The organism is Chloracidobacterium validum (genome assembly GCF_018304825.1).
GTDB classification, from domain to species: domain Bacteria; phylum Acidobacteriota; class Blastocatellia; order Chloracidobacteriales; family Chloracidobacteriaceae; genus Chloracidobacterium; species Chloracidobacterium validum.
Window position 1 is genome coordinate 2,292,061 of record NZ_CP072648.1, and the last position, 15,868, is coordinate 2,307,928.

The 15,868-nt window shown below is 60.5% G+C and carries 15 protein-coding genes; 11 read left to right on the forward strand and 4 right to left on the reverse strand.

Annotation, left to right across the window (positions count from 1 at the left end; genetic code table 11):
* Positions 1–177 precede the first annotated feature (177 nt).
* The 4 genes from J8C06_RS09615 (at position 178) to J8C06_RS09630 (ending at position 6,992) form a co-directional block, all read left to right on the forward strand.
* The gene (locus tag J8C06_RS09615) at positions 178–5,922 is read left to right on the forward strand and encodes an RHS repeat protein (RefSeq protein ID WP_211428485.1); all 5,745 of its coding nucleotides are present in this window, start codon (positions 178–180) and stop codon (positions 5,920–5,922) included.
* A 3-nt stretch (positions 5,923–5,925) separates the two neighbouring features.
* Positions 5,926–6,210 (forward strand): hypothetical protein, encoded by a 285-nt coding sequence (locus J8C06_RS09620; protein ID WP_211428486.1) that lies wholly within the window; start codon positions 5,926–5,928, stop codon positions 6,208–6,210.
* 228 nt (positions 6,211–6,438) lie between these two features.
* Entirely contained in the window at positions 6,439–6,783 is a 345-nt protein-coding gene (locus J8C06_RS09625) for a hypothetical protein (protein WP_211428487.1), read from the forward strand.
* A complete protein-coding gene (locus tag J8C06_RS09630; protein ID WP_211428488.1) occupies positions 6,780–6,992 on the forward strand; it encodes a CPCC family cysteine-rich protein in 213 nt (70 codons plus the stop codon). Before J8C06_RS09625 ends, J8C06_RS09630 begins: the two co-directional genes overlap by 4 nt.
* 229 nt (positions 6,993–7,221) lie before the next feature.
* Here the strand turns inward: J8C06_RS09630 and J8C06_RS09635 are convergent, their stop codons facing one another.
* Complete coding sequence (locus J8C06_RS09635; RefSeq protein WP_211428489.1) at positions 7,222–7,539, reverse strand: hypothetical protein; 318 nt, start codon at positions 7,537–7,539, stop codon at positions 7,222–7,224.
* Here J8C06_RS09635 and J8C06_RS09640 point away from each other — a divergent pair.
* The 4 genes from J8C06_RS09640 to J8C06_RS09655 all read left to right on the forward strand — a co-directional run bounded on the left by J8C06_RS09640 (position 7,538) and on the right by J8C06_RS09655 (position 10,201).
* Positions 7,538–7,894: a DUF6984 family protein gene (locus J8C06_RS09640; RefSeq protein WP_246602025.1), complete on the forward strand. Its 357-nt coding sequence runs from the start codon at positions 7,538–7,540 to the stop codon at positions 7,892–7,894. The two genes, J8C06_RS09635 and J8C06_RS09640, sit on opposite strands and share 2 nt — an antisense overlap.
* Positions 7,895–8,016: 122 nt before the next feature.
* Entirely contained in the window at positions 8,017–8,493 is a 477-nt protein-coding gene (locus J8C06_RS09645) for a hypothetical protein (protein ID WP_211428490.1), read from the forward strand.
* Positions 8,493–9,086, forward strand: a complete 594-nt coding sequence (locus tag J8C06_RS09650; protein WP_211428491.1) for a hypothetical protein — start codon at positions 8,493–8,495, stop codon at positions 9,084–9,086. The genes J8C06_RS09645 and J8C06_RS09650 overlap by 1 nt, the downstream gene beginning before the upstream one ends.
* A 488-nt stretch (positions 9,087–9,574) precedes the next feature.
* A complete protein-coding gene (locus J8C06_RS09655) occupies positions 9,575–10,201 on the forward strand; it encodes a response regulator transcription factor (RefSeq protein WP_211428492.1) in 627 nt (208 codons plus the stop codon).
* On the opposite strand, the gene J8C06_RS09660 is transcribed toward J8C06_RS09655, so the two are convergent.
* From J8C06_RS09660 to J8C06_RS09670, 3 genes are all read right to left on the reverse strand, one after another.
* Positions 10,189–10,659, reverse strand: coding sequence for a 23S rRNA (pseudouridine(1915)-N(3))-methyltransferase RlmH (locus J8C06_RS09660; RefSeq protein ID WP_211428493.1), 471 nt, complete (start codon positions 10,657–10,659; stop codon positions 10,189–10,191). The two genes, J8C06_RS09655 and J8C06_RS09660, sit on opposite strands and share 13 nt — an antisense overlap.
* A gap of 51 nt (positions 10,660–10,710) precedes the next feature.
* Entirely contained in the window at positions 10,711–11,601 is an 891-nt protein-coding gene (gene rapZ, locus J8C06_RS09665) for an RNase adapter RapZ (protein ID WP_211428494.1), read from the reverse strand.
* Positions 11,602–11,774: 173 nt separating this feature from the next.
* The gene (locus tag J8C06_RS09670) at positions 11,775–12,326 is read right to left on the reverse strand and encodes a NuoI/complex I 23 kDa subunit family protein (RefSeq protein ID WP_211428495.1); all 552 of its coding nucleotides are present in this window, start codon (positions 12,324–12,326) and stop codon (positions 11,775–11,777) included.
* Positions 12,327–12,530: 204 nt separating this feature from the next.
* Here J8C06_RS09670 and J8C06_RS09675 point away from each other — a divergent pair, with 204 nt between their 5' ends.
* The 3 genes from J8C06_RS09675 to thrC are packed head-to-tail and all read left to right on the forward strand — an operon-like array spanning position 12,531 to position 15,824.
* Positions 12,531–13,235, forward strand: coding sequence for a lipid-binding SYLF domain-containing protein (locus J8C06_RS09675; protein ID WP_246602026.1), 705 nt, complete (start codon positions 12,531–12,533; stop codon positions 13,233–13,235).
* A gap of 15 nt (positions 13,236–13,250) precedes the next feature.
* Positions 13,251–14,435, forward strand: a complete 1,185-nt coding sequence (locus tag J8C06_RS09680; RefSeq protein WP_211428496.1) for a cysteine desulfurase family protein — start codon at positions 13,251–13,253, stop codon at positions 14,433–14,435.
* A 6-nt stretch (positions 14,436–14,441) separates the two neighbouring features.
* Positions 14,442–15,824, forward strand: coding sequence for a threonine synthase (gene thrC, locus J8C06_RS09685; RefSeq protein WP_211428497.1), 1,383 nt, complete (start codon positions 14,442–14,444; stop codon positions 15,822–15,824).
* Positions 15,825–15,868: the final 44 nt, after the last annotated feature.

Genomic DNA, 15,868 nt, shown 5'->3' on the forward strand with positions numbered 1-15,868 from the left:
GCTTTTTTACAACAAAATAAGCTTACCATACGACACTTTATCGGCAATAGTTGCGGCGCTGTCACTATGCAACCACAACTCAATCAAGACCCAGTGCGGTGTTCCAGCGGTTACACCGGAGGGCCTCTCAGGCGCAAGGTGAGGCAACGGCGCACTGGTCAGGAAGCGGGAGTTTTTATGCTGCGTCACGCCGTCACACCGATTGTCCACGGTTTCCTTATCGCTGGTGCGCCCATCGCGGCACAGCTTGTCATGTCACTCCAAAGCCTTGGTCAATGCGCGGCGCGCCTGCGGGGTCTGCGTCTGTGGAGTTTCCGGCTGCTGTGCGGCGTCCTGAGCGGGCTGCTGGTGATGGGCAGTCTGCCGGTGGGCGTCCTGGCCCAGGGGAGGGGTGGGGTTCGCCCCGATGACCTGCGCTACCCGTACCGGGGCGTCCCGCTCAACCTGCCCTCGACGCCGCCGATGCAGGCTGCGCCGATGCATCCGACGCCAAGCCGGGCGGAGTTGCTGGCGCGGGTGCAGGCGCTGGATGTGCCGTATGCGCGGGGCGTGATTGGCGTTGGACAGGTGGGCGCGATGCTGACGACGGTGGTTGGCGCGCGGGAGTGGTTCACCGCCGTGCCGCGCGATGCGGCTGGGGGCGTCGTGAACGGGTTGGCCCCGGTGTGGCGGTCGTCAGACGCGACGGTGGTGCGGGTCACAGCACAGGGGTTGGCGGAGATGCGTGCGCCTGGTCGGGCGGAAGTGACCGGGCAGGTTGGGACGGTGACGGTGACGGTGACGGTGATAGTGGAGCGCGGTGGGCGGCGGATGGGCGAGCCGGTGGCGTGGTTGAAGCGGTCGGGGCGGGTGGTGCCGGCCGTGTGGCGGCGTGAGCCGTGGGCTGGCGAGCGGTCGGCGGTCGGTGGGACAGAGGGCAGTAGTTTAGGGTTGGTCAGGAAGCTGACGACGGGGCAGGGTGGTGGGTGGCAGTACAGCCCGGATGATCCGCTGCCGGACGAGGTGACGGGACAGTTATTTGAGGCGCGCAACACGGTCGGGACTCCGGTGGGGCGGGTGGTGCCGGGAGGCGGGCGGTCCGCGACCGGGAGCGCGGAAACCAACGGGAACGCCAACTATGCGTTTGGGATGCCGCTGGTGGAGTTGCCTGGGCGGGGAGACGTCAGCCTGGCGGTTGGGCTCAGCTACAACAGTGCCGTGTGGGCGGCGACGGACGAATGGAGCGGGTCGGTACTGACGTCGGTACTGACGTACGATCCGGACGTGGCCTACCCCGCGCCTGGGTTTCGGCTTGGGTACGGTCACGTCGAAGACAAAGGGGCGCAGTTGGTGCAGGTGACGGGGAGCGGGACACGGCGGGGGTTTCGGTTTGAGCGGACGGATGGGAGCGCGGAGGTGTGGGCGGCCCAGGATGGGAGCTTTGACCGGGTGGTGGTGTATGCCCGGAGTGGTGATGGGCAAATTACCTCGGCGGTGGTGCAGAGCACGAGCGGGGTGGAACTTGGGCTTGGCGCGCGGGCTGGGGATCGGCTGTATGTAACCGGGGTGGCGGATCGGCACGGGAACTACCTCAACGTTGGGTATGTCAACAACGCCGGGCCGCGACTGGCATACATCGTGGACGGGCTGCAGCGGTACGTGGTGTTTGAATATGACGAGCATGGGTGTCTGTGGCGGATACTCGCGCCGGACTTTGGGGGCGCTGGACAGCGGGAAGTGGCGCGGTTGGCGTACGAACCACTGACGTTTGGGAGCGGTTTGTTTGCGGCTGGGCGGACGGTACGGCATCCGGCGACGGTACGGGTGCTGCGGGCGGTACTAACCCCGACCGATGGGCAGGCTGGGACGTATCGCGGGCAGCAGTATGCCTACACCGCCTACGGGCAGGTGTGGCGGGTGCGGAACGTGATTGGGGTGAATGTGAACGCGCCGGTCGCGAGTGGGACGGAGGTAGCGTGGACGGCCTACAACTACCCGCAGGCGGCGGCTGGGTTGAGCGGGATGCCGAAGTACACGGCACGGACGGAGAACTGGATTGGACGGGCGGCTGGAGCGAACGGGGTGGTGACAACGCAGTATGCGGAACGTGAGCAGTGGGATGGTGGGCGACTGTACCGGGTGACGCAGGTGACACAGCCGGATGGGGCGATGCTGGAGACATGGCAGAACGTTGGGACGGGGTATGTGGAGCGGCAGCGGGTACTGACGGGTGGGGTGTCCCGGACGGAAACGCGAACCACGTGGGAAGTGGTGGAGGGCAATCCGCGGGTCACGGAGGTGCAGGTTGGGACGGAGACTGGGGAAAGCAACGGGGTGCTGGAATGGCGGCGGGTGGCGTATGCGTACGGGGCGTTCAACACCGTGACGGAGGTGCGGGAGTACGGATATGGGGGCGAGTTGCTGCGCCGGACGGCGACGAGTTACGTGACGGACAGCGGGTACACGGGGCGGCAGTTGGTGCGCTTACCGAGTCAGGTGGATGTGTTTGACGGGGCAACAGGGCGGCACGTGGCACGGACAGAGTGGACGTACGACGAAGGGGCGTTGGTGGCTTGCCCTGGAATCGAGGGGATGCAGCACCGGGTGGACTACAACCCTTATCACCCGGGGTATGTGGCTGCAACGGCCAAGCGCGGGAATGTGACACGGGTGACCCGGCGGGCGCGGCCTGGGCTGGTGAGCGAAAACGATGAGGTGACAACGGCGAGTTATGACGTGGCCGGGAATGTACGGGTGCAGTCGGTTGGGTGCTGTCGGCAGGTGGAGGCGGTGTATGGGGAGGGGACGAAGTACACGTACGCGACGACGGTGAAGCGGGGTGCCGTTGGGCAATTGGAGACGCAGCGGGCGTACGACTTGGCGAGTGGGCTGGTGGTGAGCGAGACGGATGCCAACGGACAGGTGACGCAGTATGCGTATCAGGCGGTATCGCTGCGGTGGCTGCGGACGCTGTGGGCGGATGGGGGCGAGGTGCGGGCGACGTATTACGATGCCCATGTGTGGGAGTATGCGGGGCGCGCGGTGCTGCTGGGGCAGGTGGAGCGGAAGGTTGCGAGCGGACAGTTTGTGCTCACGCTGAGGTTGACGGACGGACGTGGGGGTGCGGTGCGGACGGCGACACATACGCCGGATGGGTGGCTGGTGGAGGATGTGGAGTACGATGGGCTTGGGCGGTGGTGGCGAGAGGATGCGCCGTACTACACAGAGACGTGGGCGGCGCAGGTTGGGAAGGCAAATCAGTGGACGACGGTGACGGTGTACGACAACCTGAGTCGGGCGCGCGTGACGCAGGCGCCAGACGGGGGGACGGTGCGGCTGGATTATGCGGGGCGGTGGACGACGGTGACGGATGGGGTGCAGCGGTCACGGCGATGGGCGACGGACGCGCTGGGGCGGGTCGTGGTGGTAGAAGAGCCGGATGCGGTGAGTGGAGCGTTTACGGGGCAGCAGACCGAGTATCGCTACGACGTGCTGGGGCATCTGGTGGCGGTGGAGCAGGGGGTACAGCGGCGGTATTTTCGGTATGACGGGATTGGGCGGATGACGCATGCGAGGCATCCGGAGATGAGTGCGCCGCACGGTTTCAGTGATGCGCAGACGGGGAATGGGCAGTGGTCCGAGGTAACGAGCTATGACCAGCGGGGTCTGGTGGTGAGCCGGGTGGATGGGCGCGGGGTGACGACGAGCTACAGCTATGACGGGCTGAATCGGGTGGTGCAGATTGGGTACAGCGACGGGACGCCGGCAAAGCGGTTTGTGTATGGGGACGCGCCGGTAGGCGGGGCGACGCCACCGGCGAACGGGCGTGGGCGGCTGATGTGGGCGGTGACGGAGGGCGGGCATCCAGATCAGCAGATGTGGCTGGCGGTGGAGAGCTACGACGCGGTAGGGCGGGTGACGAGTCAGGTGCAGCGGTACAAGAACGCGGCTGGGACAGATTGGGATTATGAGAATGAGTATCGGGTGGGGCGGAGCTACAACGTAGGTGGGCAGGTGGTGAGTGAGACGTATCCGAGCGGCCGGGTGGTGACGACGGGGTATGACAGTGTGGGGCGGGTGGCGCATGTGGAAGGGACGCTGGGGGGCGTGAGTCGGACGTATGTGAGCGGGCTTCAGTACACGGCGCGGCAGGCGGTGACGCGGGAGGCGCTGGGGACGGGGACGGTGCAGTGGCGGAATTACCGCTACGACGCGCTGGGGCGGTTGGTGGACCTGCGGGTAGGGAGCGAGGATGCGGCGTGGGGACGGAATCAGGGGGCGTGGCAGTGGAGTTGGTCGGTGGCTGGGCAAGCAACGAGCCACCGGACGTTTGTGCCGCTGGACGAGGCGGCGGCGGTGTCGGAGGTCTATCGGGAGCAGTACACGTATGATCGGCTTGGGCGGCTGAAGCGGGTGGAGGGCGATGCGCATCAGTTGAGTGGGCCGTGGTGGGCGCCGGTGGAGACAAACCAGCGGGGGCAGTATGTGCAGGAGAACGAGTACGACCGGTATGGGAACCGGACGGTGGGGACTGGGAGTTGGGGTCTGAGTGGGAAGGCGTACGTGGTGGACGCACAGACGAACCGGCTTGGGGTTCCGGCGGGCGAGGCTGGGGAGATGGTGTACGACGGGGCTGGGCAGTTGGTGCGGGACACGTACACCCGGGGCGGGGTTGGGGATGGACAGCGGGAGTATGACGCCGAGGGGCGGGTGGTGGCAGCGCAGGTTAGTGGTGGGGTGTGGGAAAGGAGCAGCTACGATGCGTATGGCAGGCGGGTACGGGTGCGGCTGGAGGGGAGTGGGGAGACGAGGTATGTGTATGGGATTGGGGGCGAAGTGTTGGCGGAGTATGGAGGTGGGGTGAGTGGGGCGAGCGCGCCGCGTGTGGAGTACGGGTATCGGTTTGGGGAAGTGGTGGTGGAAGCGCGTGGGAGTGAGGTGGTGTGGCGTGTGAGCGATGTGGTGGGGAGTACGCGGGCGGTCGTGGACGGGAGCGGGCATTTTGGCGGGACGCGGCGACTGGATTATGCGCCGTTTGGGGAGGAGTTGGTAACGCAGGGTGGGCGGAGTGCGGCGCAAGGGTATGCGCCGACGAGTACGACGCACCGGTACACGGGTCACGAGCGGGATATGGCGAGCGGGTACGACCACACGCTGTACCGGAAGCTGGATAGTCGGCAAGGGCGGTGGACGAGGCCTGACCCGTACCTTGGGAGCGCGGAGGTTGGGCATCCGCAGAGCTGGAATCGGTATGCCTATGTGAACAATGACCCCGTCAACGCCATGGACCCACTGGGGTTGCATAGCTTGTTCATCGTCGATTCCATGACGGTGTACGGAAACCTCAATAGCCATTTCATTTGGTATGGGGCGGCATTTAGTCATGAAACGAGGCTGTTTGTGGAAGCCGACATTGGGGTTGTGGCTGGAGGCAGTGATGGGGGCTGGTTTTCTGATCCGAATCGGAATCTGGATTGGTTGCAGACGGGGTTAGACATTTGTGGTATGGTTCCGGCGGTCGGGGAACCGTTTGACGCGGTGAACGCGCTGATCAGCCTCCTGCGTGGCGACATAGCCGGGGCGGGGTTCTCGGCTGGGGCGATGGTCCCGTGGCTCGGGATCGGGGCGACCGTGCTAAAGTGGCTCAAGAAAGCCGACAAGGCGAGTCAGGCTGCAACCTGCGCCGTAAAGGCGGGAGGGTCAAAGGTTGATGATCTAGTTCGGCAGATCGATCAGTCAGGCGCCAAGGTTAAGCTGAATCCCAAGACCACGAATCAGGAGGGCAACGTTACACTGGATTTTGGTCAACAGGGGCGCGTGAACCTTCGTATCGAGACCCATCCTTTGACTCCTGGTGGACCACCGGTCCGGCATGCCAACATAGAAACCGTCAGACAGGTTGGTTCCAAAAAAGTCACCAAGAATATTCACATCACGGAGTGATTTATGGAAACAAAGCTACGGTTTGAATGTGAGTTTGAAGACCAGGGCCCTACCCAGATAACGTATGAGATTTCCGGTTATCCAACTGACAAAGCTAAGCTTGTAATCGAGGATCAAACTCCCGTGTTGTATGTCAACAAAAGTGCCTGCCACGTTCTTGCTGAAATCTTCGCAAAGCTCGCCATTGGAGCTTACAAGCCCGGCTTCCACATCCACTTAAAGGAGAACTTTGATTCGGATGACAAGGAGATGTTGCGGATCGTTCTTGCTCCGGATGCCACGACGTGAAATCCCCATCGCCCCGCTATTGCATGTGGCGACGAACGCCAAACCCATGTCAACCACTGATGAACACTTCGTCAGACTGCCGGCTGATGGGGCGGAATAGAGCGGTCGCTGGTTTGACACGCCGGCAGGTATGCGCTGTCGCCTGCGAAGAAAGAGTTTGGTGAGGCGTGGTTGTCGGCGTGGGCGATGGTCCCGGGGGCTGGGATCGGGGTGACCGCGGTAAAGTGGGTGCTAAAGTGGCTCAAGAAAGCCGACAAGGCGAGTCAGGCTGCAACCTGTGCCGCAAAGACGCCACTGTGGACTTCCACGAAATCGACAACAGCAGTCGAGAATGCCTTCGAGCACTGGAAAAAGCATGGAGCGGAGTTCCCTGAATTCCAAAATGCCAAGCAATACGTCGAAGGCGCGAAGAGCTTCTTCAACGATCCGCCTGCCGGAACTCTGCCAAAGGTCAGGCCGAATGGAGACAAGCTTTTTTACAATCCTGCAAACGACAGCGTGCAGGCCGCCGATGGCGCACCGCGAACCATGTTTCGTCCGGCTGACGGGATCAACTACTGGAACAAGCAATGAGCACCGCCAAAACGAACTACGATTTGAAGCCGTGCCCTTGCTGCGGTTCACAAGTGCTTACCACGCTGGGTGAATATGAAATCTGTGAAGTGTGTGGCTGGGAAGACGACCCGGTTCAGTCGGCTGAGCCAGATTACGCCGGTGGCGCCAACAAGTTGAGTTTGAACGAAGCCAGAAAGGGGTGGGTAACCAGAAGACCGAAGCCCTGACACAGCTTTTGATTTGCCTGCTGACACTGTTCTTTTCGCTCACAGCCTAGCGATGGGATTAGTCCTCCAATGCCGCAAAGACAGTAGGACGGTTGGGATGCGAGGGCGAAGCTCTTCTTGACGGGGCGAACGGCTCAGCCTCGCGCGTGGCGACATAACCGGGGCGGGGTTGTCGGCGGGGGCGATGGTTCCGTGGTTCGGGATCGGGGCGACCGCGGTAAAGTGGTGGCTAAAGTGGCTCAAGAAAGCCGACAAGGCGAGTCAGGCTGCAACCTGCGCCGCAAGGACGGTAGGCGGTGCCGCGGATGATGTAGTGATTCAGTTCGGCAAGAACGCCAACCAAGTCCAACATGCTTTTCGGCACACTGACGCACTCGGTCTTGATCGTATGGTCGTTCAGTCTGGAGTTCAAAGTCACCTCAAAACAGTTGCTTCGCAGATCACTCCTGGAAAAGCGTTCAATCAGATTATCGAAGTTGGTGGTCAACGAATCCAATATACTGCTTTCAAACTTCCGGACGGAACCATCAATGTGGGGAGGATCCATGGTGCTCCGTAATCCATCGCCAAAAGAGTTCATGCTTCTGGAGTTCCTCGTTGGTGAAGCTGACCTTTCTGAAGCCTCTGAAGTAATCCTCGAAGGTCTGAAAGTTGCCGACATGGATGATGGCGGGATGGGAAGTTTGAGGTTGTTCCCAAAGGGTTCTGATGATCGAGATAAAAAGATCGGGAAATGTGCCAGCACCTGTCACTTCACAGATGAGGATGGAGTCGAAGTTGTCGCTTCCCTGAATCTGGATCAGCACGGAAACTTGTACGAACTGGACATGTGGAAAACAGACTTTGGGAAACTGATTCGGATTCCAGACAACAGAAAGCAATTACGACGGGAGGAGATGTGACCTGACCGTATGACGAGACTGTTTTTGTTGCTGCTGGCGCTGCTTTTTCCGCTGAGCGGCCCGGCGATGGGGAATACAGCGATGTTGGGCAGTCCTCCAATGCCGCAAAGAGAGCAGGACGGTTGGGATCAGAGGGCGAAGCTCTTCTTGATGGCGTGAACGCGCTGATCAGCCTCGCGCGTGGCGACACGACCGGGGCGTGGTTGTCGGCGTGGGCGATGCTCCCGGTGGCTGGGGTTGGGGCGACCACGCTAAAGTGGTTGCTAAAGTGGCTCAAGAAAGCCGACAAGGCGAGTCAGGCTGCAACCTGCGCCACAAGGGGGGGATCATCACTGTATGACGATGTAACCCGCGCAGGAAGTCGTGTTGCAAATAGAGCAACAGATGTCACCAAGTCGCAGTTTGAGAAGAATCTCATCGATTCTGGCTTTACACGATCTCTGAGCAAAGATGGCAAAGCCATTATCCTTGAGAAGGATGGAGCTAAATACATTCTGCGGGACGGTGCGAAGTCCACTGGCGGACCAACGGCTGATTTTTACAAGGCCGGCAGCACTTCTGCTGATCTGAAAATCAGGCTTGAGCAAGGAGCGCCCTAATGAAACGAGTTGCTTTTTTAGACGATTTTGAGCGGTTTGCCATCCGCAAGCGTGATGTCGAAGCTTGCTTCTGCATCGGGAAGTCTCTTCCAGAAAGGGTTTTTAACGAGAGTCTGAGCTACTTTCGCTTTGAGGAGTTTGATTGGGCAATGTCCGCTGAATTCTGGCCGTCTGTTCAAACACTTTGTCAGAGTTCCGGAGATGCTTCGATACTGATTGCAGTTCTTGAGCCTGATCCATTGAATTACTACAAAAAAGAGTTCGGCTATTTCAACTGGGCAGAGTTACCGATTGTGGCGTCCAGCGAAGACTACTGGGCGCTGCTTAACCATTGCCCTGATGAGAGTCCTGCCGATTCGCTCCTAGCGAACTCTGAAAAGGTCGTGTGGCTTCCTCCTTCGAAGAAGTGGGCTATTTGGGGGGAAAGGAGCTTCGAAGTTTGTGTGCTGGGCGGCCAGGAGCCAACGACTTTGGATTTGTGGAATGATATCGAGTGGGCATTAGAGACGGGAATGCCAAATGCCTTTGCGCACAGGATTTTGCCAGTGGGCTTTGGAGAACAGCTTCGACAAAATTATGGAGTCGTAACGTGAATCCATGCCGAGCCGCGTGTAGCAACGTCCGCCAAACCCTCGTCAACCGCCGATGAACCGCTCGGTCAGATTCCTATCTACCTTGACACCGAAGCCCAGACGGTTGAGCGGTATGGCCCGCGGGCGTGGGTGGGCTATGCCATGCCCCGGATGCAGTTGCGTGAATTGGAGACCTTGACCGGCGGGCGTAGGTTCTACGCCAAAGCCGTTGGGGATTTAGAGGACTGCTACGCGGCGGTCGCGGCTACACCCTGCTCAAGTAATTGCCTTCGATCTCAGCTTGGGAAGACAGCCTGCCGGCTTTCTACCGCAGCCAACGGGATTCGGTTCTCTTGACGCCACAGTGCGCAAGCGAGGGGAGGCATTCGATGTTGATTCAGGTCGGCCCTCTACCGTAGCAAGTATGTTATGCTGCCTGTACCAGTCACCACCCTGTCTCAAACTAAACGGCTCGCTGACCATGCAGCCAACCCCAAAGCGAGCAAGCTATGGCGCATATCCTCATTGTTGAAGATGAAGCTGCCCTCCGCGATTTCATCCGTGAGGCGTTGATGGAGCAAGGTCATACGACAGTAGCCGTTTCCGATGGCATTGAAGCCATGGTGCGGCTCCGGGACGCTGAACTCAGCCAACCCTTTCAGCTCATTATCTGCGATATTAACCTGCCCGGACTGCCTGGATGGTCCGTTTGCGACCTCGTCCGGCTCGATCCCCGCTTGGCTCACATCCCATTTCTCTTCCTGAGCGGGCTGGGGGAAATCGAGCAGCGGCTGGATGGGATTGCCCGGGGGGCCAACGATTACCTAGCCAAGCCTTTCTCACTCAATGAACTCCTTGAACGAATCACTTGGCTGCTCAGTCAGGCGGCCCAGGCGTCTGACATCGAAGTCGCGCCCAACCCGCTCGAGCAACAAACGCTGACCGACCTGCTGCGGGATATTGTCCATAATGCCCGCAACGGCACGTTGCATTTCCTGCTCGGCGATGGCTCGCAGGGACACATTGCCTTTCGGGAAGGCAAGTCCGCCGTCGTGGTAGGCGATGGGTCAGCCCCCCTTGAAGACCAGCTACGCCGCCTGTTTACCGGTCACGCTAGGTCATTTCATTTTGCATAAGGCACGTTGGCCAACCGCGCCAGCGCACGATAGACCTGCTCGGCGGCTAGAACGCGCGCCATCTCATGGGTAAAGGTCAGCTTCGATAGTGACCACCGCCAGTCGGCGCGCTGCCGTACGGCTTCCGTCACCCCCCAGTGTCCGCCAGTCACAAAGCAGAGGTCACGGACGCCGGTGTCGCGCCACTTGCGCATTTTTTCGGCCAAGGCTTCGGATGAAACGACTTCCCCGGCCACGTCGAGCAGCACGACATAAGCGCTGGCCGGCAGCGCAGCCAGCAGATGTTTGGCCTCGCGCGCGCGAGCAAGTTCAGGATTGGCAGCCAATGCTGGCTCAGCCTCGCGTACGACCTGGATGCTGCCTGGAACGAAGCGTCGAATGCGCTCGCCGTAATCATGCGCAAGGGCGTCCCAGTGCGCCGATTTGGTTTTGCCCACGACGAAAAACGTCACTCTCATGTGGCGTTGCCTTCAGGTGGATTGACACTGAAAACCGGGCTCGGCAGTCGCTTACTTGGCAATGTCCCGATGCCGGACGCGCACGGCAAAACGCAACTTGCGAACTTCCTTTGCCAAGGCCTCGGCCATCATCACCGAACGGTGCTTGCCACCCGTACACCCAATCGCAATGGTCAAGTAACTCCGCCCATCGCGGGCATAGCGCGGCACGACAAACGCCAGCAGCTCGGCAAAGCGGTTTCGGGTTTCCACAACCTCATCATCGGCCAGGAGGAAATCAGTCACTGCCGCATCCTTGCCGGTCAGCGGACGCAAATCAGGCACGTAATGCGGGTTTTTGAGAAAGCGAACATCTAGCACCAAGTCAGCTTCGGTCGGCAAGCCATGTTTGAAACCAAAACTAAGCAACAGGACGCGCATGCGCGTGACCCGCCCAGCCCCAATCGCCTCGCCAAGTTGCCGCCGCAAGTCGTAAATGGTCAGGGCGGACGTGTCAATCACGCGGTCGGCCAGTTCCCGAATCGGCATCAACAGCGTTCGCTCGGACTGAATAGATGCCCGTAACCCACGGGTTTGCCGCCCCGCTGCATCCAGTGGATGCGGCCGCCGCGTCTCACTGTAACGGCGCATGAGGACGTCGTCCGTCGCCTCGAAAAAAAGCAAACGCACTTCCCCAATCAGCTCACGCAACCGCGCATAAGCGGCCGGAAAGGCGGCGACGAAGGCCGGCTCACGGGCATCCACAACCACGGCGGCCCGGGCAATGCCACCTTCCGAGCGGCGGCATAACTCGGCAAAGGTCGGGACGAGAGCGACTGGGAGATTGTCCACCCCGAAGTAGCCCAAATCTTCCAAAGCATTGAGCGCCGACTGTTTACCAGAGCCGCTGAGGCCGGTGATGACAACCAGACGGGGCGTGGACGCAGAAGCACGGGGAGGCATCGCAGACCGGACATCCGCACAGCAGTCAAAGCTTACAAGTTGATTGTGCGCGGCCAACCGAAAGCTGGCAAACAGAAAAGTGTTAGGCCACAAAAGTTTTGGGATGTGCGCCATCACGCACATCCCAAAAACCACTCCAATCGAGACCGCAGGCCAGGTGTTAGCACCCCAGCTTAGTTGAGTTGCTTGCCATAGCGAACGATTTCACGGCCCTTTTCCAAGTGCTCACGGTCCCAGACCATCCCGGCTCGGTTGTAGCTTGCCAGCTCAAACTCCTGCGTCAGCTCGATACAGTCTGTCGGGCAGGCTTCAACGCATAGGTCGCAGAACATACAGCGTGACGTGTCGTAGACATACGCCGCCAGGACTTTCTTTTTCTTGGGCTTGCCATCTTCCATGACGACTCGGTTCACGGCCCCGACATTGATGCAGTTTTCCGGGCAGGCCAGGGCGCACAGGTTGCACGCAATGCACAGGGTATCGCCGGTCGCGGGATCAAGGTTGAGGCGTGGCGCACCCCGAAACCGCTCACTCACCTTGGGCCGTTCTTCCGGGTAGAACTCCGTGTAGGCCCCACGCAGTGGGTCACCACCTGTTCCACGGGATTCGGTCAGCACTTTTCTGGTGTACTTGAAGGTGAGAGCAAACCCCTTGAGTAAATCCAGCATGAAGAAGCGCTCAAGGGTCTGCTTCCAGTTGCGTTTGGCAGGCGCGGTTGTCGTCATAAGTATTTTGCCTCGTCTAAGTTGCGGTTACGGCATCGTCCCCGGTGTTGAGTCAAGTGGAAAGCCTAGTGTAACCTTCTGAGAGTTTTTGGTGGTTGAGCGACCGTCACCTGCCCGCAGGTGCTCGCTTGGCCTGCAACATTGAATAGGCGAAAACGCTTTCAAACTGTTTGTAGGCACACATTTCACGGGAGGTACTCGGTAATGCACAAATTGCTTTGCGCAGCGCTGGCCGGATTGCTGACTGGCGCGCCGCTGCTACTGGAAGGCGTGTCAGCCAGCGCGGCAGTTTCTAAAATTGACCGCAAAGTTCGTGAGCGGCTTGATCGTTCGGCTGAAATCCTGACCGAAGTCATGCGCGCTCCCGACCAAGGCATCTCGCCCGACTTCTTACGCAAGTGTGAAGGTTTGGTTTTTATTCCAGGCGTCAAAAAAGGCGCGCTCATTGTGGGCGGACAGTTTGGGCGCGGTCTCATGGTGGTGCGCCAGCCCAATCGTCAGTGGGGTCCGCCCGGCTTCGTCACGCTGGGCGGTGGGAGCTTCGGACTGCAAGTTGGTGGTCAAAGCAGTGACATCATTTTACTTGTCATGAATCGGCGTGGCATCGAAAAACTCGCCTCAAACAAGTTCCAACTTGGCGCGGATGCTTCCGTGGCGGCCGGCCCGGTTGGGCGCAATCTCAAAGCTGGAACTGACCTCAAGATGCAGGCCGAGATTCTCTGCTATTCCCGCTCACAGGGGGTGTTTGCGGGACTTTCCCTGGAAGGAGCAACGCTCCAAGTCGATGATGACGCCAACCAAGCCATTTACGGACGCACGGTCGCCAGTCGGGAAGTGGTCGAAGGGACGCTTCCCAGACCGAAAGAAGCAGCGCGGTTGTACGCCGTACTGCGGCGCTATGCCGGTTGACCACAGTTTTATCCAGTGACCACGACGCCACGGCTTTATCTCGACCATGCCGCCACGACGCCAGTCTTACCAGAGGTCGTGGCGGCGTTTCTGCCCTATCTGACCGAGCAGTTTGGCAATGCCTCGTCCGTGCATGCCTTTGGGCAGCGCGCGCGCGCGGCAGTCGAGCAATCCCGCCGGCACGTGGCAGCGCTGTTCGGCGCGGAACCAACCGAAGTCACCTTCCTCAGCGGCGGCACCGAAGCCAACAACTTGGCGATTCGTGGCGTGGCGGAAGCCTACGGCGACGCCAGCCGCCGCAACCACATCATCACGACCTCATTCGAGCATCCGGCTGTCTTAGCACCTTGCCAGGCGCTTGAGGCGGCTGGGTTTCGGGTGACGTACCTACCGGTCAGCTTGGCCGGGCGCGTGAGCGCCGCAGAGGTGGCTCAGGCGCTGACCGATGAAACTTTGCTGGTAACGGTCATGCTGGCCAACAACGAGGTCGGAACGCTCCAGCCAATCGCGGAAATCGGCGCGCTGGTTGCCGAACGCCGGCGGCGTGGTCAGACACTGTTTTTTCATACCGATGCCGTGCAGGCCGTGGGCAAGGTTCCGGTCAACGTCCGCGACTTGGGCGTGGATTTGCTCTCCCTGTCCGGTCACAAAATCCATGCGCCCAAGGGTATTGGCGCGCTCTACGTCGCCAAGCACGTCCGGCTGGCGCCCCAGCAACTTGGCGGACACCAAGAACGTGACCGCCGCGCCGGAACGGAAGCCGTCGCCAACATCGTGGCGCTCGGCTGCGCCGCCCAGCTTGCCGCGCAACGCCTCGACCAGATGGCGCAAGTGCGAAACCTGCGTGATACACTGGAACACGAACTCCAGGCGCGCCTGCCGTGGATGGCGGTCAATGGCGGCGCGTCGCCGCGCTTGCCGAACATTTCAAATCTGGCGTTTGACGGCCTCGACGCGAATCGGCTCGTGATTGCCCTCGACCTGGCCGGCATCGCCATCTCAACGGGTTCAGCGTGCTCGTCCGGCTCAACCGAACCCAGTCACGTCCTGCGTGCGATGGGGCTGCCGCCGGAGCGGGTACGCGGCTCGATTCGCATCAGCTTGAGTCATACCACCGCGCCGTCAGACATCGCGCGCGTGATTGATCTGTTACCGAAGACCGTCGAGCGTCTGGCGCGTCTTCAAAACCCAACGGACTAGCACACCATGGAACGCTTTCCGCGCGCCAGCGCCTACCTCAAGTGTATCGAACCAACTTGTCGCGCAACCTACGATGCTGGCGAGCAACTCTATGCCTGTGAACGATGTGGCGGGCTGCTCGATGTGTGCTATGAGTGGTCGCCGGCAGCCCTACACGACATTTTGGCCACTTTTGATGCCCGCCGCGCTTCTTATCATCCCTATGATCAAAGCGGTGTCTGGCGCTTCCGCGAACTCTTTCCATTTGCCACCTCGCCAAGCCAGGTCGTCACTTTGGGCGAAGGCAACACACCACTTTGGGATGCCCCACGCAGCGCCCACTACGCCGGACTCAAACGGCTGACGGTCAAGCATCAGGGCCTGAACCCAACCGGCTCGTTCAAGGACAACGGCATGACGACCGGTATCGCCCAGGCGCGTCGGCTTGGCGCGCGGGCTGTTGCCTGCGCCAGCACTGGCAACACGTCGGCATCGCTTGCCGCCTATGCCGCCCGGGCCGGCATGCATGGCATTGTCTTTATTCCAGGCGGCCGCATTGCTTACGGAAAGCTGGCGCAAAGCCTTGATTACGGCGCGGTAACGCTCCAAATTGAAGGCAACTTCGACGACGCGATGCGCCTGGTGCGCGACCTAGCCCGCACAACGCCACTTTATCTGCTCAATTCGGTCAATCCCTTCCGGCTGGAAGGCCAGAAGACCATCGCATTCGAACTCCTACAACAACGCCGGTGGCAAGTCCCCGATCGCGTAGTTGTCCCTGGCGGCAACCTAGGCAATGTCTCCGCACTCGGGAAAGGGTTTAAAGAGCTGCATGACCTGGGACTTATCCCACGCTTGCCCAAGCTGACAGTCGTACAAGCCGAGGGCGCAGCCCCTCTTGTCCGGTGGTATGCCGCCCACCGGGTGGGTAACCTGTTGCCGGTCAACCGCCCCAAAACCTTGGCAACTGCCATCCAAATCGGCAATCCGGTGTCCTGGCTCAAAGCAGTGCGGGCACTTGACTGGACAGACGGTATCTGCACGACAGTTTCAGAACAAGAGATAGCCGACGCCAAGGCAATCATCGGACGTGACGGCATCGGCTGCGAACCGGCCAGCGCGGCAACGGTCGCCGGATTGCGACGACTCGTTAGCGAAGGACTGGTGCATCCCGAAGAAGACGTCGTGGCCATTCTCACCGGCAGCGCGCTCAAAGACCCAGACTTCACCGTGCAATACCACACCGGACAACTTTTTACCGATGCCGAACGCGAGACTCACCTTGCCTATGCCGAAGGCCACCTTATGTCCACGTTCGCCAATGCCCCACGTCAGGTGCCAGGCAAGCCCGACGTGTTGCGGCAAATCATTCTCGACCTACTTGCCGAACCATCCTGTCCGACAGCATGAACGACATACGCTTCCGGCCACATGGTTTTATCCGGCGCAGCAGG